At 56.4% G+C, this 23,866-nt stretch carries 21 protein-coding genes; 12 read left to right on the plus strand and 9 right to left on the minus strand.

From position 1 onward, the window contains the following. Positions 1-383: 383 nt before the first annotated feature. The 6 genes from ACTPOE_RS04355 to ACTPOE_RS04380 all read left to right on the plus strand — a co-directional run bounded on the left by ACTPOE_RS04355 (position 384) and on the right by ACTPOE_RS04380 (position 5,329). Complete coding sequence (locus tag ACTPOE_RS04355) at positions 384-1,421, plus strand: IS630 family transposase (protein ID WP_458870376.1); 1,038 nt, start codon at positions 384-386, stop codon at positions 1,419-1,421. A gap of 175 nt (positions 1,422-1,596) precedes the next feature. Next, positions 1,597-2,055 (plus strand): hypothetical protein, encoded by a 459-nt coding sequence (locus ACTPOE_RS04360; protein ID WP_458871001.1) that lies wholly within the window; start codon positions 1,597-1,599, stop codon positions 2,053-2,055. 18 nt (positions 2,056-2,073) lie between these two features. Beyond that, positions 2,074-2,559: a hypothetical protein gene (locus ACTPOE_RS04365; RefSeq protein ID WP_458871002.1), complete on the plus strand. Its 486-nt coding sequence runs from the start codon at positions 2,074-2,076 to the stop codon at positions 2,557-2,559. Between the two features lie 4 nt (positions 2,560-2,563). Beyond that, positions 2,564-3,271: a StbB family protein gene (gene stbB, locus ACTPOE_RS04370; RefSeq protein WP_458871003.1), complete on the plus strand. Its 708-nt coding sequence runs from the start codon at positions 2,564-2,566 to the stop codon at positions 3,269-3,271. A 5-nt stretch (positions 3,272-3,276) separates the two neighbouring features. Beyond that, complete coding sequence (locus ACTPOE_RS04375; protein WP_458871005.1) at positions 3,277-3,717, plus strand: hypothetical protein; 441 nt, start codon at positions 3,277-3,279, stop codon at positions 3,715-3,717. Positions 3,718-3,877: 160 nt separating this feature from the next. After that, the gene (locus tag ACTPOE_RS04380; protein ID WP_458871006.1) at positions 3,878-5,329 is read left to right on the plus strand and encodes a type IV secretion system DNA-binding domain-containing protein; all 1,452 of its coding nucleotides are present in this window, start codon (positions 3,878-3,880) and stop codon (positions 5,327-5,329) included. A gap of 165 nt (positions 5,330-5,494) precedes the next feature. Here the strand turns inward: ACTPOE_RS04380 and ACTPOE_RS04385 are convergent, their stop codons facing one another. The 3 genes from ACTPOE_RS04385 to ACTPOE_RS04395 all read right to left on the minus strand — a co-directional run bounded on the left by ACTPOE_RS04385 (position 5,495) and on the right by ACTPOE_RS04395 (position 9,561). Further along, positions 5,495-6,118 carry a HEPN domain-containing protein gene (locus ACTPOE_RS04385; RefSeq protein ID WP_458871007.1) on the minus strand — a complete coding sequence of 208 codons (624 nt, stop codon included), beginning with the start codon at positions 6,116-6,118 and terminating at the stop codon, positions 5,495-5,497. Next, complete coding sequence (locus ACTPOE_RS04390) at positions 6,115-7,302, minus strand: GmrSD restriction endonuclease domain-containing protein (RefSeq protein WP_458871009.1); 1,188 nt, start codon at positions 7,300-7,302, stop codon at positions 6,115-6,117. Before ACTPOE_RS04390 ends, ACTPOE_RS04385 begins: the two co-directional genes overlap by 4 nt. A gap of 156 nt (positions 7,303-7,458) precedes the next feature. Then, a complete protein-coding gene (locus ACTPOE_RS04395) occupies positions 7,459-9,561 on the minus strand; it encodes an AAA family ATPase (protein ID WP_458871010.1) in 2,103 nt (700 codons plus the stop codon). 291 nt (positions 9,562-9,852) lie between these two features. On the opposite strand from ACTPOE_RS04395, the gene mobF reads away from it, so the two are divergent. Further along, on the plus strand, positions 9,853-12,747 hold the full coding sequence (gene mobF / locus ACTPOE_RS04400) for a MobF family relaxase (RefSeq protein ID WP_458871011.1): 2,895 nt from the start codon (positions 9,853-9,855) through the stop codon (positions 12,745-12,747). Between the two features lie 533 nt (positions 12,748-13,280). Here mobF and ssb read toward each other — a convergent pair. The 4 genes from ssb to ACTPOE_RS04420 form a co-directional block, all read right to left on the minus strand. Beyond that, positions 13,281-13,769, minus strand: coding sequence for a single-stranded DNA-binding protein (ssb, locus tag ACTPOE_RS04405; protein ID WP_458871012.1), 489 nt, complete (start codon positions 13,767-13,769; stop codon positions 13,281-13,283). A gap of 84 nt (positions 13,770-13,853) precedes the next feature. Then, positions 13,854-14,261 carry a DUF6573 family protein gene (locus ACTPOE_RS04410; RefSeq protein ID WP_368644367.1) on the minus strand — a complete coding sequence of 136 codons (408 nt, stop codon included), beginning with the start codon at positions 14,259-14,261 and terminating at the stop codon, positions 13,854-13,856. Between the two features lie 581 nt (positions 14,262-14,842). Continuing rightward, positions 14,843-15,259, minus strand: coding sequence for a DUF6573 family protein (locus ACTPOE_RS04415; RefSeq protein ID WP_458871013.1), 417 nt, complete (start codon positions 15,257-15,259; stop codon positions 14,843-14,845). A 150-nt stretch (positions 15,260-15,409) separates the two neighbouring features. Next, a complete protein-coding gene (locus ACTPOE_RS04420; RefSeq protein WP_458871014.1) occupies positions 15,410-15,940 on the minus strand; it encodes a JAB domain-containing protein in 531 nt (176 codons plus the stop codon). Between the two features lie 453 nt (positions 15,941-16,393). Between ACTPOE_RS04420 and ACTPOE_RS04425 the strand changes: the two genes are divergently transcribed. Continuing rightward, positions 16,394-18,409, plus strand: coding sequence for a site-specific DNA-methyltransferase (locus ACTPOE_RS04425; protein ID WP_458871016.1), 2,016 nt, complete (start codon positions 16,394-16,396; stop codon positions 18,407-18,409). Further along, a complete protein-coding gene (locus tag ACTPOE_RS04430) occupies positions 18,393-21,158 on the plus strand; it encodes a restriction endonuclease (RefSeq protein ID WP_458871017.1) in 2,766 nt (921 codons plus the stop codon). The genes ACTPOE_RS04425 and ACTPOE_RS04430 overlap by 17 nt, the downstream gene beginning before the upstream one ends. Positions 21,159-21,239: 81 nt before the next feature. Here the strand turns inward: ACTPOE_RS04430 and ACTPOE_RS04435 are convergent, their stop codons facing one another. Both ACTPOE_RS04435 and ACTPOE_RS04440 read right to left on the minus strand, forming a co-directional pair. Beyond that, a complete protein-coding gene (locus ACTPOE_RS04435; RefSeq protein ID WP_458871019.1) occupies positions 21,240-21,476 on the minus strand; it encodes a YdaS family helix-turn-helix protein in 237 nt (78 codons plus the stop codon). Positions 21,477-21,613: 137 nt separating this feature from the next. Continuing rightward, positions 21,614-21,742: a hypothetical protein gene (locus ACTPOE_RS04440; protein WP_458871020.1), complete on the minus strand. Its 129-nt coding sequence runs from the start codon at positions 21,740-21,742 to the stop codon at positions 21,614-21,616. Positions 21,743-22,258: 516 nt separating this feature from the next. Between ACTPOE_RS04440 and ACTPOE_RS04445 the strand changes: the two genes are divergently transcribed. The 3 genes from ACTPOE_RS04445 (at position 22,259) to ACTPOE_RS04455 (ending at position 23,855) form a co-directional block, all read left to right on the plus strand. Next, positions 22,259-22,486 (plus strand): helix-turn-helix transcriptional regulator, encoded by a 228-nt coding sequence (locus ACTPOE_RS04445; RefSeq protein WP_368649185.1) that lies wholly within the window; start codon positions 22,259-22,261, stop codon positions 22,484-22,486. A gap of 138 nt (positions 22,487-22,624) precedes the next feature. Further along, entirely contained in the window at positions 22,625-23,425 is an 801-nt protein-coding gene (xth, locus tag ACTPOE_RS04450) for an exodeoxyribonuclease III (protein ID WP_458871021.1), read from the plus strand. 91 nt (positions 23,426-23,516) lie between these two features. Further along, positions 23,517-23,855 carry a hypothetical protein gene (locus ACTPOE_RS04455; protein ID WP_458871023.1) on the plus strand — a complete coding sequence of 113 codons (339 nt, stop codon included), beginning with the start codon at positions 23,517-23,519 and terminating at the stop codon, positions 23,853-23,855. Positions 23,856-23,866 lie beyond the last annotated feature (11 nt).

Consider the following 23,866-nt stretch of genomic DNA (forward strand, 5'->3'; position numbering starts at 1 on the left):
TGATCTGCCAACTGTCGAAAACACGGGGAAACCCAAACCGGAAATCGGCCTGAAATTGGTCAATCATTGATCAATTTCAGCTTGTGGATAAGTCATTCCAGCTATCGGCATAGCATCGCGCCTGCATCGGCATAGCATCGCGGGTTATCGGCATAGCATCGCGCTTTGTCGGCATAGCATCGCGCTTTGTCGGCATAGCATCGCGCCCCTGATGGCTGAAAGCCTTTATTCATGCGGTTTTCCAGGCATCAAAAAGCCTTCTACCTTATTTCTACCTTTCTTCTACCAGAAGCGACCTGTGGATAAGTCTTTCGCCTATCCACACTATAGATCAGGCCCATAAATAGATTGAAATTCTGTCGATCTGATGCGATGCTTTGCGGATGGAAAAAGATGATGCAAGAAAGCTCAGTCCGGCCGAGCAGCATGAGAGGCGTCGGCAGGTGATTCGTGCGTACAAACGCGGACGAAGCAAACCTCAGATCGCCGTTGACGTTGGGCTGAGTCACACGGCGGTGAGCAAGGTGATCGCACGCTATGAGGCGGGGGGGATGCTGTCGCTGGCACCCCGTCGGCGTGGCCGTCGCCGTGGCGAGGATCGCGCACTGACCGCCGAGCAGGAACAGACGGTGTGCCGCATCATCTGCGACAAGCGCCCCGAGCAGCTGAAGATGGACTTTGCGCTGTGGAGCCGTGCGGCGGTTATGCAGCTGATCGAGCGCGAGTGTGGTGTGACGCTGCATGTGCGCTCGGTGGGCAAGTATCTGGCCCGCTGGGGCTTCACCCCGCAGAAGCCGATCAAGCGTGCTTACGAGCAATCGCCCGCCGCGGTGCAAACCTGGTTGGAGGACACGTATCCGGCCATCGCCGAACGTGCCAAGGCCGAGGGCGGCGAGGTCCACTGGGGTGACGAGACGGCGCTGGTGAACACCGACGTGCGCGGTCGCAGCTATGCGCCCAAGGGCAAGACTCCGGTGGCGATGGCCATTGGCGGGACGCGGCAGAAGCTGTCGATGATCGCCAGCGTCACCAACCAGGGCAAGGCACGCTGGATGATCATTGATGGCGCGTTCAATCACGAAAAGTTGATCGAGTTCTTCGAGTCGCTGGTCCAGGATGCCGGGCGCAAGGTGTTTCTGATCCTGGACAACCTGGGCGTGCATCACTGCAAGCCGGTGAAGGCGTGGTTGGCCGCACACTCCGATCAGATGGAAGTGTTCTATCTGCCCAGTTACAGCCCCGAACTCAATCCCGAAGAACGCTTGAATGCCGATCTCAAACACGTCATCGGGCGCAAGGTTCCGATACGCACGAAGGCCAAACTACGCGCCGCTGCAGAAGAGCACATGCAAGTCGTCGCCAGCGAGCCGGCACGTGTCAAAGCCTACTTCCAAGACTTCCACGTCAAATACGCTGCGTAAAACTGTTTGAGGGCCGGATCAATAATCGCAGCACACCCCGTCCGTCTCCATCCGCCACACCGGGCCGCCACCCGATGGCGGCTGGGATTCGGCAACAGAGCGACATCTGCCCATCCGGGCCCCCCTTCTCAATCCTCACGACCGCCCTTCCAAGCGACAGGGCAAAGGAGTTCTCATGCACTCGAATCTCGACACGCGACTGCTGGCCATCGCCCAACGCGCCGCCCGCGAAGGCATCGGCGCACTGAGCCTGGGCGAAGCACTGACCGCCGCCCTGGTGCTGGATCGCAATGACTGGCTGCACGAACGCGGCTACAGCATCGCCGATGCCCTGGATCGGATCGGCACAGATTGGGCCGCCCGCGTCCCGGCTGTCGCCCGGCAGTTTCAGACCGATCTGTCCCAGGCCCAACTGCGCTTCTCCTTTGAAATCGTGCCGCGCAGCGGCGACGGTGAAGGCTATTTGCTGCGGCTGCTGGACCAGGGCGAAGAAGTCGGCTGCGGCCACTTCCCGGCACGCGGCAAGTCCGTGCGCTTTGCCGATGACCAATGCGCCTATGACGAAGCCCACGCGGCGGGCCTGGCGTGGCTGGACAGCAAACAAGCCCAGGCGCTGCCTGCGCTGCAACACTGATCCGCAAGGCAAGCCCCGATGACCGAACACCTCACCAAATCCGATCCCGTGGTCCGTTACCGGGCCGTGCTGGACAGCCTGGACCCGCGCTTGCGCATCGCCGCAAAGCTGCGGGCCTTGTTCCCGATGATTGAAACGCAGTTGGCCGCAGGCGTCCCCCACGCCGCCATCATGGAGGACTTGGCCCAGGCCGGACTGGCCGTGCGGACCACGACCTACATCACGACACTGCGCCGCTGGCGCAAGGCCAACCGTCCGCAAGCGTCCCCAGCCGTCCATGTGACGGCCCCCATCCCCACGGCGCACCGCACCGCGCCTGAAACACCCCGCACCACACCCTCTCCGCCGCTCGTGGATGCCATCCAAGGGCGGCCCCACGGCATTGAAACGCCCAGCGACCTCCGGCAAATCCGCAACATGCGGGTAGACCTGGAGGCCCTGCGGCGCGAAGGCCTGGAACAACGCCAGAAAGCTACCAACCACACTCCCCAAGACAAGGAATGAACCCATGAAAGTCGCAGTCCTCAACTACACCGGCTCGGTCGGCAAAACCGTCGTTGCCTCTCACCTGCTGGCCCCGCGCATGAACGGCGCACAGATTTTTGCCGTCGAATCCACCAACGAAACCGGCGCTGATCTGGGCCTGTCGGTCGATCAGTTGCGCGGCGAACACTTCGGACGACTGTTCCGCGAACTGCTCACCCGTGACGATGCCATCGTGGATGTCGGGGCCAGCAACATCGAAGATTTCCTGGCGCACATGATGCGCTACGAGGGTGCCCACGAAGAAATCAGCTACTTCGTTCTGCCGGTCATCAACACCGGCAAGGCCCAGCGTGAAACCATCAAGACGGTGGCCGCGCTGGCAGGGCTGGGGGTCGCCCCGGACCGGGTACGGCTGCTGTTCAATCGCGTAGAAACCAGCGTCGAGGAAGAATTCCCGTCACTGCTGGCCTATGCCGCCAAAACCTGCGAAGCCCAGGCCAACCCCAAAGCGGCCATTTTCGAGAACGAAGTGTTTGAACTCCTGGCCGATCTGCGCACGACCATTGCCGATGTGCTGGCCGACCAGACCGACTACCGGGCACTGTTGCAGCAAACGGATCGCAGTGACCATGACCGTATCTCGCACCTGAGCAACATGCATGCCTTGCGGGCCTTGGCCCGGCCCGTGGATCGGCAGATGCATGCGGCCTTTGCCGCCCTCTTTGCGTGAACGCCATGGACACATCCCCCAACCCGGCTGGGGGCCAGGCCCGCACCAAGCTGGATTTGCTGTACCGCGAGGTGCTGGGCGAGGTCGCCAGCCTGGTGGACCGGCTGGAGGCCATCGGCCACCGCCAGGACCAGACCCAGCCGCACATCCAGGCGCTGACCGAAGCCCTGCACCTGCTCCCCCAGCAACTGGACCGCCATCTGGCGGCCACCCTGCGCGAAGTCGCCACGCCCCTCCATGAACAATCACAACACGCCATGCAGGCCATGCTGGACACCACAGGCATCAGGCTGATGCACCTGGCGGAAGAATCCGCGCAATGCGCCCGGATCGCCCGGCAGGCAGCACGGCGCATGACGATCATCGCCATGGTCATCGGCGGCGCATCCGGCATCCTGGGCGGGATGCTGGCTGGGCTGGCCCTGGGCCAATGGCTCGTTTCTTGAAGGCACAACCCCCATGTCTACCCTGCTCTCCCCCATCACGCGGCGGCGCATTGCCGCCTTTTCCTTGGGCCTCTTTCCGGTCGGTGCCTGGATGACTGCCGCCACCTACGGCAGCGGCATGGCCTGGCAGGACTGGAATGGCCGCACGGCCTGGTATTTCGTGAAGCTGACGCCCGGCTATCCCCTGCTCTACGGGGCGCTGGGCATCGGTCTGATCGTAGCCCTGGCGCTGATCCTGTACGTCAGCCGCACTGCGAAAACCGAAGGGTTTGAAGGCGCAGCCTACAAACGCTTCGTCCGGGGCACCCGCATGACCACGGCCAAACACCTGGCCAAGCTCTGCACGGAATCCGGCCAGCAACAGATCGACGTGGCGGGCATCCCGCTGCCGACCGCCAATGAAAACCTGCATCTGCTGGTCAGCGGGGCCACCGGCTCGGGCAAATCCGTGCTGCTGCGCAATATGGCGGCCTCCGTGCAGGCCCGGTCAAACAGCAGTCAGCCCGGCTCCTTGGCTGGGACCAGAACCCTGCGCAATGACCGCATGATCGTCATTGATCCGAACGGCGACATGCTGAGCAAGTTCTGGCAACCGGGCGATGTGATCCTGAACCCGTATGACGCCCGCAGCGAAGGCTGGTCGCTGTTCAACGAAGTGCGAGCCGACTACGACTGGAAGCACCTGGCGCGTTCCCTGGTCCCCATGAGCCAGGACAAAAACGCAGAGGAATGGAACGACTTTGGCCGTCTGCTGCTGCGCGAAACGGCGAAAAAGCTCTATCAGCTACAGGGCAAGAAAGCCCTGATCATGGATCTGTTTCGCCTCTGCACCATTGAAGACCCCAAGACCCTCAAGCAATTCCTGGAAGGCACATTGGCAGAGTCCCTGTTTGTCGGTTCCAGTGAGGCCAGCAAGGCGCTGTCCTCGGCCCGATTCGTGCTGTCCAACAAACTGTCGGAACACACCAGCATGAAGCCCGGCCCATTTTCCATCCGCGGCTGGCTGGATGACCCGCAGGAGGGCAACCTGTATATCAACTGGCGCGAAGACATGATGCATGCCATGAAGCCGCTGGTGTCGGCCTGGGTCGATGTGTTCATTACATCCATTCTGTCCATGCCCGAACATACCGGCAGGCGCTGGTGGTTATTCATTGACGAACTGGCCAGCCTCGAAGGGTTGCCATCGCTGGAGGCCGGGCTGACCAAAGGCCGCAAGAATGGGCTGCGCATCGTCGCCGGATTGCAGAGCACATCCCAACTGGAACACATCTACGGGCGCACCATGGCCACCACCCTGCGGGCCAGCTTCCGCAACCTGGCGGTCCTGGGCGGATCGCGCACCGATCCCCAGACGGCCCGCGACATGAGCGAAAGCCTGGGCAAGCATGAAGTCGAGCGCCCGAAATTCAGTGTTAGCCGCAGTGTCGATCACCGCAACACTTCGGATAATATGGACCGGACGACTGAGGATGTGGTGACGGCGGCGCAGATTCAGGCGCTGCCGGTGCTGGAGGGGTATGTGGCGATGGCGGGAGATTTGCCTGTGGCCAGGGTGAAAATTCCATATTGGAGATTCAGCGAAATGACTACCCCCATCTCGGGTTTCTGATAAATCCTTCAGATATAAGCACCACCCAAAGCAAAGCCACCAGAAATTCTTTAACAATAACGACAACGAAAAACCAACGATGGGCTTATAGCGCCGCACGGGCTAATAGAAGATTTGGCTAGATTCCTAAACGATCTCTAGAATATTCGGACGCTAGCAAGGTAGTTATATCATGCGTGACTTAAGAGCCTCGCACACCGCTTGATCATAACTCTTAATACCTGAGACGATAGTCTTAATCTCAGTCTCCACAGAGGACAAGGTATCTGTTCGCTGCACTTTAAATTTATGCGCCACGTCTCCGCGTTTCGCACCGAATTGGTGCAGATTATTCATTAACACCAAGTCAACACACTCAGGATCCACGCCCACTGGAACTAAAATTTTTCTTTGATCTCGATCTACAATTCCATTATTTGACTTCACAACATCGCTATATCTATTAAACGCCTCTTTCGAAAACACCTCAACATTCGAACACAAATCCGCAGTCAATTTCATCCTGCCTTTTGTTGAAACATCATCAACAAGCTTTGACGATATTAAAGCCACGAGAGTCTTGGTGATAATACCAGACCTTGCGTATCTGGCACGCGCTTCCTTCGCTGCCGAAAACGCCAACTCCTCGATATACTGCTCAAGCGCAGCATGACAAAGAAGTATATAAGCCTGAAGTTTTAAGTGCTGCAAATCCGTATTACAACCAAGATCATCCACCCCACGAGTTATCAGCCTAGCCTTCTTTAGGGACCTGAGCAATTCACGGTAATGTATCGTTGGAGATTTCATTTAATATCAGGAATTTTAATTTTCACACCAGACTCTCTGCTCACCTCGTTATACCAAGTACTAAACCTTGTGCGAGTAGCCTCAGGAGATTTGGTAGTGACTTCTACCGATTTAACAAAATCTATATTTTTCTCACACACGCGTTCATACAGATTCTTCATCGCACCTGGATTATTTTCAACCCAGACACGGACATCATGAAAAGAAAGCGCCCCAACCAACACATCAAAGATAGCCCTATTAAATCTTATCTCATAATTTCCATTTAAATACTTCCTACAAAAATCTCTCTCCCCAAATTCAGCCAGCCCCAAGTTGATAGCCTCGTCCATCTGATTCAGAAGTGACCGACATTCATTTTCTTTATGTGCATCGGCTGAAAATTCAGAGTTTTTATATCCACAAAATTCGTCAAGAAATAATTTTAAATCGCCAGCATACTCCACCTTCTGATCTCTAAACGCAAGATATCGAATAGCAAGTTCGACATCAGACATTCTCGCGTCCGGTTCCCGCTTACGAAGCAAATGATGTATCGGCCCGATTGATTCGGTCCAAGATATAATGAATTTCAAAAAATCCCCGGGCAATAGAGACATCCGGAGTTCCATTGGAGAAAGCTTCACACTGCCAGAATTTAACCTATAGAAGATTTCGTATAGAACAGACTCATTTTTCCAACCTCTTAAAACCGTAGTTCGAAGAGGTTCATTACGCAATCTATCCGACCAATCCTCATCCCCCTCAAGATCAGCCCAAGTCTTATTCTCAAGCGATTTCAATATACGAAGACCTTTCAGCCTGAAAACTTTACCATCTGAATAGTGCCCATCAATGAATTCCTTAATCGCATTTAGACGTTGCTTTCCATCCAAAACCAAGAATGAATTTTTTTGCCCCGCCCTTGATGCTAACAATATCTGGGGGATAGGTATCCCCAAAAGAAGGGATTCAATAAATTGAGATTTCGCTTTCACTTGCCAAACATTTCGTCGCTGATATGCAGGATCAAGCTGAAGCTGTTTTCCAATGAGTTCGTATATTGTGCTAACAGTCCAATCACTAGGCGCAATAAGAAGCTGCTCAAAATCTTGATCTACAACGCGGATATCCTCTTCGTTCTCCGTAACCGAATCATCCTCAAACTGGTCTCTGTCACTCCATGACATCTTTTGGGGCGTCATTTATCACACCTCGACTTGCGTTAAATTCTTGAAAATTATGTGTATCTGGCACAGATATACTGAATCGACATTCATTGATACGTTTATGAACTTGTCGTACATAGCACACCAAAGTCTTTGACAATCGTCATTTGCAGCCGAACGATCACCATTGAGTTATCCTCGCATCAAAATTTTGTCACACTCGGCAATCACATAGGCAGGAATAGTATCAAATTTAGCAGGATCGAGTTGGCAAATAAACTCATTCTCTATGTGGTAGCTTTCGTTGATAAATTTCTGAATAACAGAATTCTCCACATCAAGCCCTAGCAGACGAAAAACTTGAAGTTTCTCATACCCTTTAGTGGACGCCTCGTATAGCGCCCTCAGAGCGTCGGTTTCAATTATCTCCGCAAGCAAACCAGCGTAGGAAAACCTGGAAATCCAACTTTTTATCTCAGAACACCCGCTCTCAAATTTTTTAGCAACCATTTCCGGGTATTCTCCATCCGCCCTTCGCGTCTCTCGGGTGTCTATCGCTCGCTCTCTCTTCTTGAAGAGATTGGAGAGCACCTGATAAGCATCCCCCTTGTCGTCCATGATTTCATAGTAACGTCGGAGATAGATCAATTTGATAACATCATGGCACTCTGAATCGACTGCGCTCTTACATATCTGAGAAAATGTTTTAATATCATCCTTGGCAATTTTGAATTCGGTTATCGCCCCTCCCTCCAACCTTAGAAAGGCCGATGATGCCTGATTAATGAATTGCTTCTCAAGTGACCTGATTGTGTCGATGATGGGTTCCACATCATGAGTCAACATTAATACCGTCTTATTTTTTAAGCACGCGCTTGAATCCCTACGAAATAGCATTTCCAATATAGCGTATTTCTTGTTTTTATCAAAGGACGATATAGGGTCATCCAGAATTATCAAGTCTGGCTTCTTTGCCAAACACTCATACATGAAAAGAACAATCGCGAATGCATTTCTTTCACCAAAGCTGAGATACTGGGCACCATCGCTGATATGTTGCTCGTAATCGATATGCCGAAGTTTTAGCTGAGCCTGTTCGTCATCACCTACTATCTCCACCGCATAGCGGTATCCCGCATACTCAAGAAACTCGTTAATTTCTTTCTGATGCCGCTCGATAGTTTTCTTCATCTCGCTTCGTTGTTGATTGATCTTGCCCTGCAGTTGCCCCGCCTGCTGAATAAGCATATCAATGGAATCGTTAATTGGATCAATCGCCTCCCTCATCTTGGATGACGCAAGCTCAGAGAAAAACAAAATTTCTATCTTATATGCAGGAAGTTTCTCAATAACCTTTTCCCCATCCTTGAACTGAAATGCGGAAATTGTCTTTAGTGTTTCTAGTTTTTCAATAAAGTTATCAATTTGCTTTTTTACCGTTGAAAGATATGCCTCGTGCTCTTTTCCAATACCATCCTTCAAGACAGTGATTGCTGTCAGTTTTTCTTTGGCCTCATCTGAGAAGTAATCACCCAACCTTTCAATTAAAGACACTATCGCAACCAGATTTTTTATAGTGCTCTTATCATACTCTTGTCCAACCTTCTTGATCTGGTCTTTTTTTTCAGCTGCATGTGAGGTGCAAAATGGACAGTTATCAGATATCTCAAAAAACTCATACCCTTTGGTTTGCCAGTCAATCCAACTCACGCTATTTTGACTCTGAATGAACGCAGTGTATGGCTCCAAACCAGGTGGGATATGTTGGATTTTATTACCCGAAAGCAACCCTCTCATGCCGATTGATTTTTTATCCAAACCTGCTTTGCTTAGCTTAAAGGCACCTCCCATTTCTTTGAGAGTAGCAATCAAAGATTCCAACTCATCATTTCCAGAGAACCTGTGCTTTATTTCACCCACCAAGCCCTCTATTTCTCGCTCTCTCTGGTTGTAGGAATCGGTTCTAATGAGAATATCGAAGCTATTAGTCAACAGTTCCTTTTTAAATAAAAACTGACTAACATAATCCTCATTGAAACACATAACCTCTCGCAGACAATCCACCCCGCCAATCTCAGGATTTTTATTATCTGGATTTTCTTTTCTGAGCTTGAACGGCATAAGCTCGACTAAACGATCTTGATTATCTTGGAGACCATAGTAGATCGCTCTTGCAATCGTACTCTTCCCCGTTCCATTAGGCGCGAACTTAATATTTAATCTATGCTCCTCTAACGAAATGACTGCCAAATCAAGGTTGTTGCAGTTTTTAACCTCTACCTGAATTAAACTCATGTTTACTCCATTCAGTGTCTCTTTCCCTGACATCAGACGGGCCACGATTAATCTACCAAAATCGACTATCTGATTGCGCGGAAAATCCTCGGCATCTGATCAACGATGGTATCTTGTCGTTACTTTTTGGTCTATAAGGGATTTTCGCCCTGCAGATGTAGGCGCACACCAAGCGGTTTGTGACGACTACACATGGTCTTTTAGCTCTTCCACCCGTCCCCCTGCAGCCAGCATTCACGCGCCTTTTGCGTCCGCTTGCTGATCTTTAACCACCCCCATCCCGGAGTCTCCATGATCTCGCACAGCCAGATCTATCGGGCCCGTGCGGCCCTCGCCACGCACTACTACGCCGACCAAGCCGATGACTACTACAGCCGCGACGGCAGCGCCGCGACCTGGCAGGGCGAAGGTGCCCGCCGCCTGGGCGCGGTCGGTGCCATTGACCCGGCCCGCTTCAAAGCGATGCTTCAAGGCGATTTTGGGCATGGCATCACAGCGGTCCAGTCGGTGCGCAAGGACGCCAAGGCCCGCGCCGCATTGGACCTGACCTTTGGTGCGCCCAAAAGCATCACCTTGCAGGCGCTGATCGGCGGTGACAACCGCCTGATCCAGGCCAATGACGATGCCGTATCCACGGCACTGGCCTATGTGGAAAAGCACCTGGCGATGGGCCGACGCAAGGAAGGCGGCAAATCCCGTGTGGAACACACCGGCAATCTGATCATCGCCAAATTCCGCCACGAAACCGCACGGCCCACGGAGGGCGCGGCACCCGACCCCCATTTGCATGTCCACGCCCTGCTGATGAACCTGACGCAGCGGGCCGATGGTCAATGGGTCGCGCTGTCCAATGAACAGATTTTCCAACTCCTGCGCGTCACGGATTCCATCTATCAGGCCACGCTGGAACGCAATGTCCGGGCGCTGGGTTACGCCGTGCGCCATGAGAAAAGCCATATCGAACTGGCGCACATCAGCCGTCAGCAGATCGAGTTTTTCAGCAAACGCAGCACCGGCATCACGGCGGAGCTGTCTGCACGGGGCACCAGCCGCGACCAGGCCTCCCATGCGCTGCGCCAGGGTATCAATCTGACCCACCGGCAAGCCAAGGCCCAGGACATGAACCGCACCGCATTGCATCAGACCTGGAAAGAGGCCGCTGCTGCCATCGGCATTCAGTTTGGGCAGGCGGGACCACAAGCCCAGCCGCGACATGAAGCGGACCAATCTTCTCCACTGGTGGCCCAGGCATCGTTGACCTGGGCCATTTCGCATCTGGCCGAACGCGAATCGGTCATGCCCTTGGCCGATCTGCTACAACAAGCCGTGCGCCATGCCGGGGGCCATACCGATGTGGCCAGCATCCAGGCCGCCATCCAGGCACAGGTCCAGGATGGCACCCTGATCCGCGAAGCGCCCCACTACCGCAGTACCCAGGACACCCAGGCGGCACCCATGCCCCGTGAAGGCTGGGCCGCAGAGGTCATGCGCCTGAGCGGATCGTCCCATGAGTCTGCCTTGCAACTCGTAGACCAGGCGATTGCCCAGGGACGGCTGCTGATGGAAAGCCCGCGCTACGCGACCCGCCAAGCGCATGAAGCCGAATCCCGCATCCTGGCGGCGGAACAGGCCGGGCGCGGCACCTGGCTGGCCGCCCTGGCCGCCCAGACCATCGAACCAGGGCTGGATACCCGTCTGACCGCCGGGCAACGTGAGGCGGTCATGCTGATCACCACGGACGCCGACCAGATCAGCGGCATTCAGGGGCTGGCCGGTACGGGCAAATCCTTCGCGCTGCAAAGCGCCCAGACCGTGCTGCAACAGCACAACCGGATCTTGGTGGCGCTGGCCCCCTACGGCAACATGGTGCGCAACCTGCGCAACGATGGTGTCCAGGCCAATACCGTTGCCTCGGTGCTGGCTGCCCGTGACAAACGCAGCTTCACGGACCGCCTGGGGCCACACACCGTGGTGGTCATTGATGAGGCCGGGGTGGTGCCAGTGCGCCAGATGGACAAACTGCTGGCGCTGATCCAGCCGACCGGGGCCAAGGTGGTGCTGCTGGGCGACACGGCACAGACCAAGGCCATCGAGGCGGGCCGCGCCTTTGCCATGATGCAGGAACACGGCATGAAAACCGTGCTCATGGGCGATATCCAGCGCCAGCGGTCCGAACGGCTGCGCCAGGCCGTGCAACTGGCCGCCACCGGCCAGGCCAGCCAGTCTCTGCCGCTGCTGGATCAGGTGCTGACCATCCCCGATCAGTTCGGCGTGGATGAGCACGGCCACAAGACCCGCGACAGTTCTGGCCGCTATGAGGCCATCGCCCAGGCCTATGTCTCGCTGCCTGAACACGAACAGGCCAGTACCCTGGTCGTCACCGGCACCAATGCCTCGCGCCAGGCCATCAATGCCCGCATCCATGCGCTGCTCGGCCTGGAGGGCAAGGGCCATCGTTACCAGCTGCTGGCCCGCCACGACACCACCCGCGCCCAGCGCAGCGTGGCCCGCTACTACACCGTGGGCGATATTGTGGTGCCCGAACGGGACTACCAATGCGGCCTGAAGTGCGGTGAACGCTATCGTGTCATCGGCATGCCCCAGCATGACCGCATCACGGTGGCTGCCCTGCGCCCGGACGCAGCCGACCAGCCCCCCATCGACATCATCCCCAGGACGATGAGCCGCCTGTCGGTCTACCACCTGAACGAATCGGAGCTATCCGTAGGAGATCAGGTCCGCATCACGCGCAATGATGCCCGCCATGATCTGGTCAACGGCCAACTGGCCAAGGTGGTCGAAGTCCAGGCCAACCGCATCACCATCGCGGCAGGCAAGCGGCAGATCACCCTGCCCGCCGACCAGCCGCTGCACATGGACTATGCCTATACCAGCACCGCGCACAGCGCACAGGGGCTGACCTGCGACCGGGTTTTTTACAACGCGGAAAGCTTCAGCCGCACCACAGCCCAGGACACCTATTACGTCAGTATTTCTCGGGAACGGCATGCCGTCACGGTGTTCACCGACGATGCGGAAAAACTGCCAGAACGGGTAGACCGGCAGGGATACAAGGGGCTGGCGCATGACCTGGTGCAAGCGCAGATGACACACCCCGTCATGCAGCCGCATGACCCGCAAACCACCCTCGATGCTCAGCCGGCCCCTGCCCTCGAAATCGAATGACGCCAGCCTGTCTGCCATCCGTCCCCTGACTGTCGTGCTGAAGTCTCCAGGCGGTATTGCTCATGTCCTGCGAGTGTCACGGCAACGTCGCCGCCGTGTCTCTCGCATGTCCCAAAGGTGTCTCTAACCCAGCATTTGCCCAGGTAGCACACCCGTCTACGGCGCTTTAGACCACGGCTGTGGCCGCCATTTCCGCCGATAGACCAATGCTTTAGGTGGTTCCGGTGCCCTATGTGTTCCACGACCCAGGATTCAGCCAAATCCCCGCAAACCCTTAGTGGGCAAGGCTTTCCGGCTCCCCGCCAGGGGTGCGTCATGTGTGGGACGTTTAAGGCCACAAATGAGCGCCAGCGAATTTGGGGACAAACGGCCCAGCCTGACCGGAAACCGGGCAGGCAGCGTCACACGGCAGGGACCCAGGCGCAGCCTGGGACAAGCGCACCAGGCAGACAGAAACCCACTACCAAAACACGGCAACGGGCAGACGCAAAAAGGGCCGCATAAGCGGCCCAGGGAAGGAAGGTCAGACGGGATTAGAACGGGATGTCCATATCATCGGCCTGGTCGTTAGCTGCAGGCTGCGCAGCAGGTGCAGCACCGCGCCCACTCCGTTTGCGCGACTGTGCGGGCTTGCTGGTCTTGGGGTCATCCTGGCCCGCATCGTCACCCGCAGCCGGGCCACCGTCACGGCCACCCAGCATCTGCATCTGGTCGGCCACGATTTCGGTACTGTACCGATCCGCGCCGGTTTCCTTGTCCTGCCATTTGCGCGTTTTCAATCGGCCCTCGATGTAAACCGAACGACCCTTTTTCAGATACTCGCCCGCGATTTCGGCCAGGCGGTTGTAGAACACCACCCGATGCCATTCTGTTTCCTCGCGCTTCTCGCCCGTGGCCTTGTCCTTCCATTGGGTCATCGTGGCAATCGAAGCATTGCAGATCGCGGCACCGTCCGGGCTGTAGCGCACTTCGGGATCGCGGCCCAGGTTGCCGATGATGATGACTTTGTTGACTGATGCCATGGTGTTTCTCCTTGCTTTCCGTGGTTGGGATTTCAGCGACAGCCGCTGTCAATGCTCCGCGCCGCGAAGCATTGGCCGGGGTTGTCAGTCTTCGTTGGGCTGGCTGATCGTGATGACCGGCTCACCGTTATCCCCGGCACCGATGCGCATGGTCAGCACTGCGCTACGCGGACGGATGCCCCGGCCTTCGCGTGGCACCCGCAGCACTTCAAAGGCGCAGCACCCAGCCCCTGCCGCCCGCAGTGCGGCCCGGTGCGCCATCCACACCACATCCCACAAGCGCCCCGCCTCGTCCTGGCTCGTCGCCTTGCGCCGGTCGGTTTCTTCGGTCCACTCCACACAATCGACCCAGGCGGCGCGGGTCATGGCGACCGGCACCGTAAACCCGGCTTCGCGGGCCGTCGCGGTGACATCCACCAGCACACCATCTGCCACCGCCTGGGCGCGGCTGTAGGCATGGATCAGGTCTGATGCTTCAAACAGCTTGTTCATGGTTTCCATCCTTCAAAAAAGCCTTCTGGGGCTGGTTTTTCTGCTGACCGGATTCGAAGATTCTTGAGCCGGATCGTTGAAACGATGTGGGGGGATTGATCCTGGCTCCCGGTGTTGCCGCCGTCTTTCGTGAGTTCCGTCGCCGTGCCGATCTGGACCATGCAGCGGCCTGCCGGAGAGGGTCGTGGAATAAATGGAGGGGTCCTGCGCAGCGGGGAGGCAGCCGTTTATGCCGCGAAAGCCCTCGGAGGCTGGACGCGGAGTGGTACATGTCGGCGGTTTAGGCGGCGGGACTCACGAAAGACGGGGATGTCGGCAGTGGTGCGAATCTGTCGCCCCACATCGGCTGCGCGGCGAGCGCCCCTAGTCGCGCCCGCACGAGCGCGGCTCCATCTGCGGCCAGCGGCCGCCTGGCAAGCGAAGCGTGCAGCACCGACCGGCGCGAAGGCGTGAGGGATGGAAGCCCGCCAGGGTCAAGACCCGGCATGGGGCTCGATGCGCAGCACGACAGCCCGGCCCCGACGCCTACGGCGGCGGGGACACGGATACCCCATGCAGGGGGATCGCAGTCGTGCAGCCGGTCAGGCGGCAGAATAGTCGGCTTCACTCGCCAGGCTGATGGTGATGATCGGCATATCGTGTTCATCCATCCCGCTGTGCAGGGCAAGCGGCGTCACTTCGGCCACGGTGTGCTTGGCCCCTGCCGGAACCCGATAAAACCGCATCAGCGCCACGCCTTCAGGGTCCAATTCCGACGCCAATACGGCGCGCTCGTTCAACTCGCGCAGCAAGTCATGCAAGCGGCGGTCTTCGGCTTCATGTGATGCCGTGGTGTCCGCCCATTCCACGCAATCCCGCCAAGCTGCGCGGGTAATCGCCACCGGCACCCGAAAACCAACGCGGCCAGCCTGGCGCGTAATATCCATCAACCGGCCATCCCGGATAGCCTGCGATCTACTGCTCAAACGTTCGTCGTTGCCGACTTCATAGGTGTTCATCAGGTGATCTCCTGTTGAAAAAGGGAATGGACCTGACGGGCAGACCAGATTCGAGGATGCGTGAACCGGATGGCCTTTCCCCCATGCGGGGTGGCGCGGCCTGCCCGCCCTGGCACAGGGCGGGGCCGCAGCCCCACCCTGCTGACCGCCTTACACCTGGCCGCGTTCGGCCAGGGAAACCGCCTGGGTTGCTGCGACCACGACATGATCCAGCAAGCGCACATCCACCAGGGCCAGCGCCTGCTTGAGCTGCCGCGTCATGCTCACATCAGCGGCGCTGGGTTCGGCCAGACCCGAGGGGTGGTTATGCGCCATCAACAGCGCGGCGGCATTCACACGCAAGGCCGTTTTCACAATTTCGCGGGGGTAGATGCTGGCATGGCACAGCGTCCCGAAGGCCTGTTCGATGTAGCGAATCGGCTTTAACTGCGCGTCCAGATACAGGAACGCCGCACACTCATGGCCCAGCCCGGCCAGCTTCGCCTGGAAAAACTGCACCACCCGCGCAGGCTGCGCCATCGGGTTGGACACAGAAATCAGGCTTTCAGCCGCCACCCGGCCCGCTGCCAGCACCTGATCATCGGACGCCAGCCGATAGCGCCCGTTGGGGCTGCGCACATACAGCGTATGCACATCGTTCATGTTGTCGTAGCCCAGCGCGGCGGTGCTGATTTCTTTCATGGTGTTCTCCTTTCGGGGTTATCCGGCTACCGGGGCCGAAGATTCCGAGCCTTCTGTAGGTTTTGCGGTGTTCGCAGTCCTACTGTCTGGCCCGGAGTGCCACCGTTGCCGTGAGTTCGTCGCCTTGCCGCGCTGGATCACGCAGGGACGACCGGAAAGGGGCGGGCACGCAGGCCGCAGCCCGCAGGAGAACGAAGAGAAACGAAGGGACCGGGTCAGTACCCGGCGAAGCGCACCCCTTGCAGGAAGGAGCGTAGTGATACAGTCGGCGTTTTAGGCGGCGCACTCAGGGCAATGGCTGCCTGTGCTGTGGAGATGGACTGGGGATGCCGGCCGCGCGGCGAGCGCCGCTACCGGACGGAGGACGGTCTGAACTGCTTTTGTCCATACATCAGCCCATATGGTCTTGTGCGAAAATCAGGGGCTATTGCGACAGAATATGACGAGGGATGCATGACCAAGAAAAACACCAAGGTGGGCGAGAAGGGGAAGCTGACGAACATAAGCATAGTCTCCCCCGACACCGAGGACGGGCAGGCTGCGCTGTTGGAGAAGCTACGAGACCTAGTACCCTCTGCATTTCCGGACGGTGAGCTGAATAAGGCCGCACTGTGGTCTGCCCTTGGATTCGCGCAGGATACGTCCGCCTTCGCCTTTACATGGCCCGGAATCGACTATGCGCGCTACGAGGCCAGGATACCAACGACGATTAGTTTGAAGCCAGACCCCAACGCGTCCGTCAACTGGACCACGGCCAAAGATATTCTGATTGAAGGCGACAATCTGCAAGTATTGAAAGTCCTGAAAAATGGCTACTCGGGTCAGATCAAGTTGATCTACATTGATCCTCCCTACAACACGGGCGAAAGCTTCACATATAACGACGATTTCTCGGTGTCAGAGGCCGACTACCTGGCTTCAACCGGCCAAGTGGACGAATACGGGTTGGCGACCACCAGCAAGCAAGAAATCAAGGGGCGCAAGCATGCTCCCTGGTTAACCATGATGTTTCCACGTCTCGTTGCAGCCAGGCAGCTCTTGCGTCGGGATGGCGTTTTTCTAGCCTCTATCGACAACAATGAAGTGCATCACTTGCGTCTGCTACTCGACGCAATATTTGGTGCCGAAAACTTCATCGACATGCTGACTTGGCGGGGTGCCAGAAAAGGGGATGCGAAGTACACTGGCGGAGGGCAGGATTACATCTTGATCTACGCTAGAGATTTTGCGTTCTTAAAATCCAACGACATAAAATTTCGAGAACGAAAAGACGGCTTAGAGCCTATCTATGCCAAGCTCGCAGAGCTTCGCGAACGGTTTGGGGAAAATTACGACGCGATTACTGAAGCATTGCGTGACTGGTATAAATCCCTACCGGACGACAATCCTTCAAAGGCACATGATTACTACAACCGAGTTGATCATAGGGGCATATGGTTCCCGGACAATATTTCGAGCCCAAACTATCGAGAAAATCTAATATACGACTGGAAGGGCTACAGCCCCCCCGAGAACGGATGGCGCTACGAGGTGTCTGCTATGCAAGCACTGGACGAAGACGGACGTCTGATTTATCCCGAGGACATGACAAAACGGGTCCAGATCAAGTCATATTTACATATGCGGGAAACCTGGGCACCAGCTTCCGTTTTTTATCGTGATAGGCGTGCCGCATCTAAAAGCCTCGAAGAGCTGATGGGGGAGAAGGTATTCGATGACCCCAAGAGTACTGATGTCCTCGCTCGCCTCTTCGACGCCATAACAACAGGCGATGATCTGATTTTAGATTTTTATGCTGGCTCCGGATCGACTGCCCAAGCAGTATGGGAACAGAATTCCAAAGATGGAATGACACGGCGCTGGATTCTGGTCCAGAGGCCTGAAACTCCTGATAACACGACGGAATCTGGTAAAACCGCGATTAGGGGCGGCTATAGGACCATTTTTGAAATTACTGCCGAGCGCCTCCGCCGCGCAGCTGCAATGCTGGACCCAGACGGAAAGGAGCTCGGTTTTCGCCTGTTCCGAGCGCAAAAAACCAACCTTCTAATTGAAAACCCAGTGACGGCACAGGCGGGCCAGGACACACAGGAGCAGCTTACCCTCATATTACAGCAGGCATCGCAACCACCTGTGAAAAAGGGAGCGGACTCTCTAGCTGTAGCCTGGGAAGTGGCCATAAAAGCTACTGATAGTCGTCTGGATTCCGACGTATCAGTATCTGAGCACGACGGTGTGAGCGTATTCACATTCTCACCAGTTACCGGAAAAAATTCAGCAACTGGCCGCCTGTTTATCTGCCTGGACGCGTTTACCCTTGAAACTGCCAAGGACATCGGCCTGACGGATAACGATACGCTAATTCTGCGCGGTGACAAGGTTGAGGACAAAACCACCCTTACGCTGGCCCCCCGCTTGCGATCTAAGCTGATCTTGCTTGAAAGGACGGCACGTGAAGTTTCAATTTGACGATCAGCCTCATCAGGCGGCCGCGATCGATGCGGTGACTGACCTGTTTGAAGGTGTGTTGACACCTCCGCCGAGTCTTATTGCCGGTGTAGCCCCAGGCGCAGACGGCCATGCTGGCTTTCGGCTTAATAAACGTGTGTTGACGACCAACCTAAACACCATCACACAACGTGAAGATGTAGACACTCAGGATGCGTTGGTTCTGCAACAAGAGCAAGACTTATTAGACCAACATCGCGGTTTTCCGAACTTCTCGGTCGAGATGGAAACTGGCACAGGGAAGACCTATGTGTATATTGCCACAGCACTACGTATGGCGGAGGCATATGGACTACGTAAGTTCGTCATCCTGGTCCATTCGGTAGCCATTCGTGCTGGCGTCATTAAGACATTCCAGGATACCTACGAACACTTTCGCAGCAAGTTTCCCAATTTACCTTATCGATGGAATGTCATGGGCGACACAAGGGCGCTCAATGACTTCATCGATCCATCCAGTACGGTCCAATTTCTGATTGCTAGTGTCCAACTTCTAGATAAGCCCGACACCAACACTCTGTATTCTTCACCAGAGCAACCCAGACTTTGGGGTGACACCCTCTCTGGTGTCGAACTGGTGGCACAAGCTCGACCTGTCGTTATTATCGACGAACCCCAAAATATGGCGTCTCCTCTACGCCGACGGGTAATCGCGACGTTGAATCCTCTGGTAGCACTACGGTATAGCGCCACGCACAAAGAACCCTTTAATTTAATACATCGCTTGGGAGCCAAGAAAGCTGCCGAACTGGGCTTGGTCAAACGCGTATCGGTGAAAGGTATAGTGGCAGGCTCAGATGGTCAGCCCTACCTACATTTAAAGAAAATAGTCTCGCAGAAAAGGACTCTATTCGCCCATATTGCTATTGACGTTTCCACCCCCAATGGACCAAACCGGAAAGATGTCGTCACACAAGCGGGAACTGATCTATTCGATGCTTCGGGAAAATTATCTCAATATCGTGGCCTTGTCGTAGATGTCATCAACCGCAAACCCGATTTCGTGACATTTGAAAACGGGTTGACCATCAAGCTTGGCCAAGAAACCGGCGTGGATCAAATGGCCATTTGGCGTGATCAAGTGCGCCAGACGATTCGTATTCACCTGCAATGCCAAGAAAACCTAGATGCCTCCGGGCACGAGGTAAAGGTGTTGTCGCTCTTTTTCGTGGAGCGAGTGGCAGATTATGTGGGCGACAATGCCACCCTACCACGCATGTTCGACAGTATTTTCTGCGAAGAGTGGGTCAGGGCAGGAAACAGCGTGGACTCCATGCCCAACCCCGCTGAACTTCGAATAGCGTATTTCCCATCAACCAAGACTGGCATCCTGAAGGACACCAAGGGCGGAAATAAAACAGACTCAGAACTCGAAGAGCGGGCATACAAGGAAATAATCCAGCAAAAAGAGCTGCTCCTTGACCGCTCAAATCCTCGCGCATTCATTTTTTCACACTCCGCCCTGCGTGAGGGTTGGGACAATCCAAACGTTTTTCAGATAGGTTTTCTACGCCACACGCGATCCGAGACTGAGCGACGCCAACAAATCGGGCGAGGCCTACGGCTCCCGGTCAATAAAAATGGTCAGCGAATTTCGGATCCTTCCGTCAATCGACTCACGCTCATCATAGACGAATCATTTGCTGAGTTTCGCGAAGGGTTCAATGCTGAATATGCTGCAATGGGCGGCCGGACAGGCGATAGACCTGATCTTGAAGACGCAGATTCCATTGTAGAAATTCGCCGCCGCCCAGCGCTATTCGAAAGCCGTGAATTCGCTGAGTTATGGGAACGCATACGTTACAAGGCAGTCTACCGTGTCTCGGTAGATGATATGTCTTTGGTAGCTGCAGTTGCCGTCTCCGAACACCTGAACGATCTGAGATACATTAACAGACGAGCCAATGTAGTGCAGTCTGCCGATGTGATGTACGACGAGGACGGCCAGGTTATAACCTCAGACGCCACAGTCAGCGACAGTGCAGGCGAGCGGATTGCATTCGTTGGGAAGCGCCTACCCAACATTGTCCGCATGGTGGAGGACCACTTGCTTTACGGCAAGTTTCCCCTGCAACTGACTCGGCCAACAATCATTGCTCTGTTACAGGCCATCCCCGACGAATACAAAGCACGAGCACTAGATGATCCGGATCGTTGGACCCGGATTGTCGCTCAAGCTATTCGCGTGGCAACCGTCGAGCAGATGGTCCATAACATTACCTACGAACCAATGGATGATTCCACTTGGTGGGATGCGAATGTAGTGTTTCTAAAGGTGGAGCGAAAAAACGCACCTAAGGCAATCAATGGTATGCCTCCGCCACAGGCCGGCGTTGCAGAGGCCCCAGCAGACGGCGTTAACCTCTTCGACCATACCGATTACGACAGCTTGGTAGAACTGAGGTTTTCGCAAAAACTGGAAGGTGACCGTGACCGAGTCAAATTGTTCACAAAGCTGCCACGGCGGTTCAAGGTAAAAACCCCAGTAGGCGAATACTCCCCAGACTGGGCCATTGTCTGCGACGAGGACGGTACCGAACGACTTTATTTGGTGCGTGAGACGAAGGGAACTCGTAATTTAGGCGACCTGGAATGGGATGAAGCCCTGCGCATACGGTTTGCTGAAGCTCATTTCCGTGCCGCACCAAGGGGGCCTGTAGATTTCACACACACCACTGACAGGGATGGCCTACTTATTGCTGAACGCTGAATTGTTGCATTCACATAATTTGCGCCTATGATGGTACGTATATGCGATACGGCCCTCTCGGAGCAAATACATTCTGCAGCCTCAATCGCCTCCCCGCAATTCTGGCCAAATCTGCCACCAGTCATCCGGACGCAACTGCTTCCGGGTGACCCCGCCCCCCGTCAGTTCCTCGATCTCCACGCAGCGGATGATCGGCACCGGTCGCGTACCGGCTGCCCAGCCGCTGACGACCTGCACCGGCAGGCCAAGTTTCTGGGCAAGTGATGTCATCCCGCCCATCAGGGTACAGGCGTGACGTACAGGCTGAAAGTCAGGCATATATATTCATAATAACCATGGCATGGACATGGATTTTATTAGATAAATCAGCTATTTGGATGTGACGGAAGGTAGTGTCTTTGTGCAGTTTTTCTGCGCAGAAGTTCAGCCTGAATCGCCTGAAATGTAACGCCATGTCAGATCAACATCATCAGGGCATGAAACGGTCTGAACTTCACTGAAACAAACTTGCCCTGCCCGCCTCTAGGAAGTGAAGCAATTTTAGCGATCCCGGCACGGTCACAGGAAAAAACAATTTGCGTCATGGTTGTATCCCTCTAGTGTCCGGGATCAGCTACGCTCAACACTCTTCCAGTAAACCATTGAATTTTTTAGAAAAACAATCGCCTTTGATGGTTATTGACATTGCTAATCAATTTGATGAGAATAGCCCCACCTGCTCAACGCAGGCCGGCTCTTTAAAAAGCAACAACCGATAAACACTGCGCCCTGCCCGACACGCGGCACGCGATTGCGCAGCAACCTGCAACGCATCGGGGTTGAAGCAAAACCGATGAAATCCGCAACTAGCCGCCTGTCCCTAGCGTGGGGCGCGATGGCTGCAGGTCGCGGGGACTTCCCCAGCGGAAGCGCCCGGAGCGCCCACAACAGGCGCCCAACATCCAGGATGGCGACGTAATCCCATGATGACGGCGGGAAAGACCGCAGTCTCTGGCACCCAGCCGTACCGCCCTCCGCGGATCGGCGGCTGGCCCTGCCAAACGCTCACACTCCACATTTGGAGCCACTATTTTCACCGGCCATCCGAAGAGGATCGACTTATGACAGTAGCAAGCACTCCCATTTCCCATCCTCCCCACCGCGCCGCAACACGGGCACTGCTCTACCGCATCAACGTGGCAGAGGCCAAGCTGGGGGTTTCTCGCTCTACGATCTACCGACTGGTCCATAACGGCGAACTGGAGCTGGTCAAAATCGGCAAGCGATCCAGCGGCATCACGGCCACCAGCCTGCACGCCATGATCGAGCGAAACAAGATGCCCTGCTGATACCATAGTCGTATTCACGCAACACAAAGAAAAGACGCCCACCAGGTCCAAATTGGGTAGCCAGGTGGGTAGCTAGACCGAAAATTCAATGTGTGGTGATGTGATAACTATTTGATTATTAACGGAATTTAAAATCGAATGAAACTCGCCACCTGGAACGTCAATTCCCTGAACGTCCGCCTGGGACACGTCATGGACTGGCTGCAGGCCAATCCGGTCGACGCGCTGTGCCTGCAGGAACTGAAGCTGCCGGACGAGAAGTTCCCGCGCGAGGCCCTGCTGGCCGCCGGCTACCATGCCTGCTGGGCGGGACAGAAGACCTACAACGGCGTGGCCATCCTGAGCAGGACGCCCCTGCTGGACGTGCAGCGCAACATCCCGGGCTACGAGGATCCGCAACAGAGGATCATCGCCGCCACCCTGTCCGGCCCGGATGGAAAACCCGTGCGCCTGGTCAGCGCCTACTGCCCCAACGGCCAGGCGGTAGGCAGCGACAAGTACACCTACAAACTGGACTGGTTCCAGGCGCTGCGCGGCTGGCTGGACGAGGAGATCGGCCGCCACCCGGACCTGGCGATCCTGGGCGACTACAACGTGGCCCCGGCCGACGAGGACGTGCACGATCCCGCCGCCTGGGCGGGCGGAATCCTGGTCTCCGATCCCGAACGGCAAGCCTTCCGCGACCTGCTGGGCCTGGGACTGCGGGACACCTTCCGTCTGTTCGACCAGCCGCCGCGCATCTTCAGCTGGTGGGATTACCGCCAGATGGGCTTCCGGCGCAATGCGGGCCTGCGCATCGACCATATCCTGGCGACGCCGGGCCTGGCGGCGCGCTGTCGGGAATGCGCGGTGGACAAGACGCCGCGCGGCTGGGACAAGCCCTCGGACCACGCGCCGGTGGTGGCGACGTTCGGCCCCGCCCGGCCCGAGGCGGGCTGAGCGGGCCCCCCGCGCGGATCCGCGGGGCCCGGCCCGCGCCCGGGTCATCCTCGCAAAACGTCTATAATCAAGGACTCGTCCCACTTCCCCCATGCCCATGCCGCTCGCCAGCCGATTGATCTCTCATCTGGACCGCGGGCTGGTCCTGGACATCACACTGGAAGACCTGTCCTTCCGGGTCTACGTGGCCCAGCGCGAAGCCGACGTCGAACAGGTGGCGGAACTGGTCCCGGCCGAGCAGTTCCAAGGGGACGGCGACGTCCACGTCGCCGCGATCCACGAGGGCGACGACGCCTCGGAACAGATCCAGGACGTGCTCTTCAACCTGAATCCGGGCGATGCCATCGTCTTCCTGTGCACGAGTCCCCAGGCCTACGCCGAGGCGCTGGCCGAGCTCGGCCAGCCCGACCCTGCATCGACCGCACGCTGACACGAATCCGA

It is taken from the genome of Castellaniella sp. WN (genome assembly GCF_054457555.1).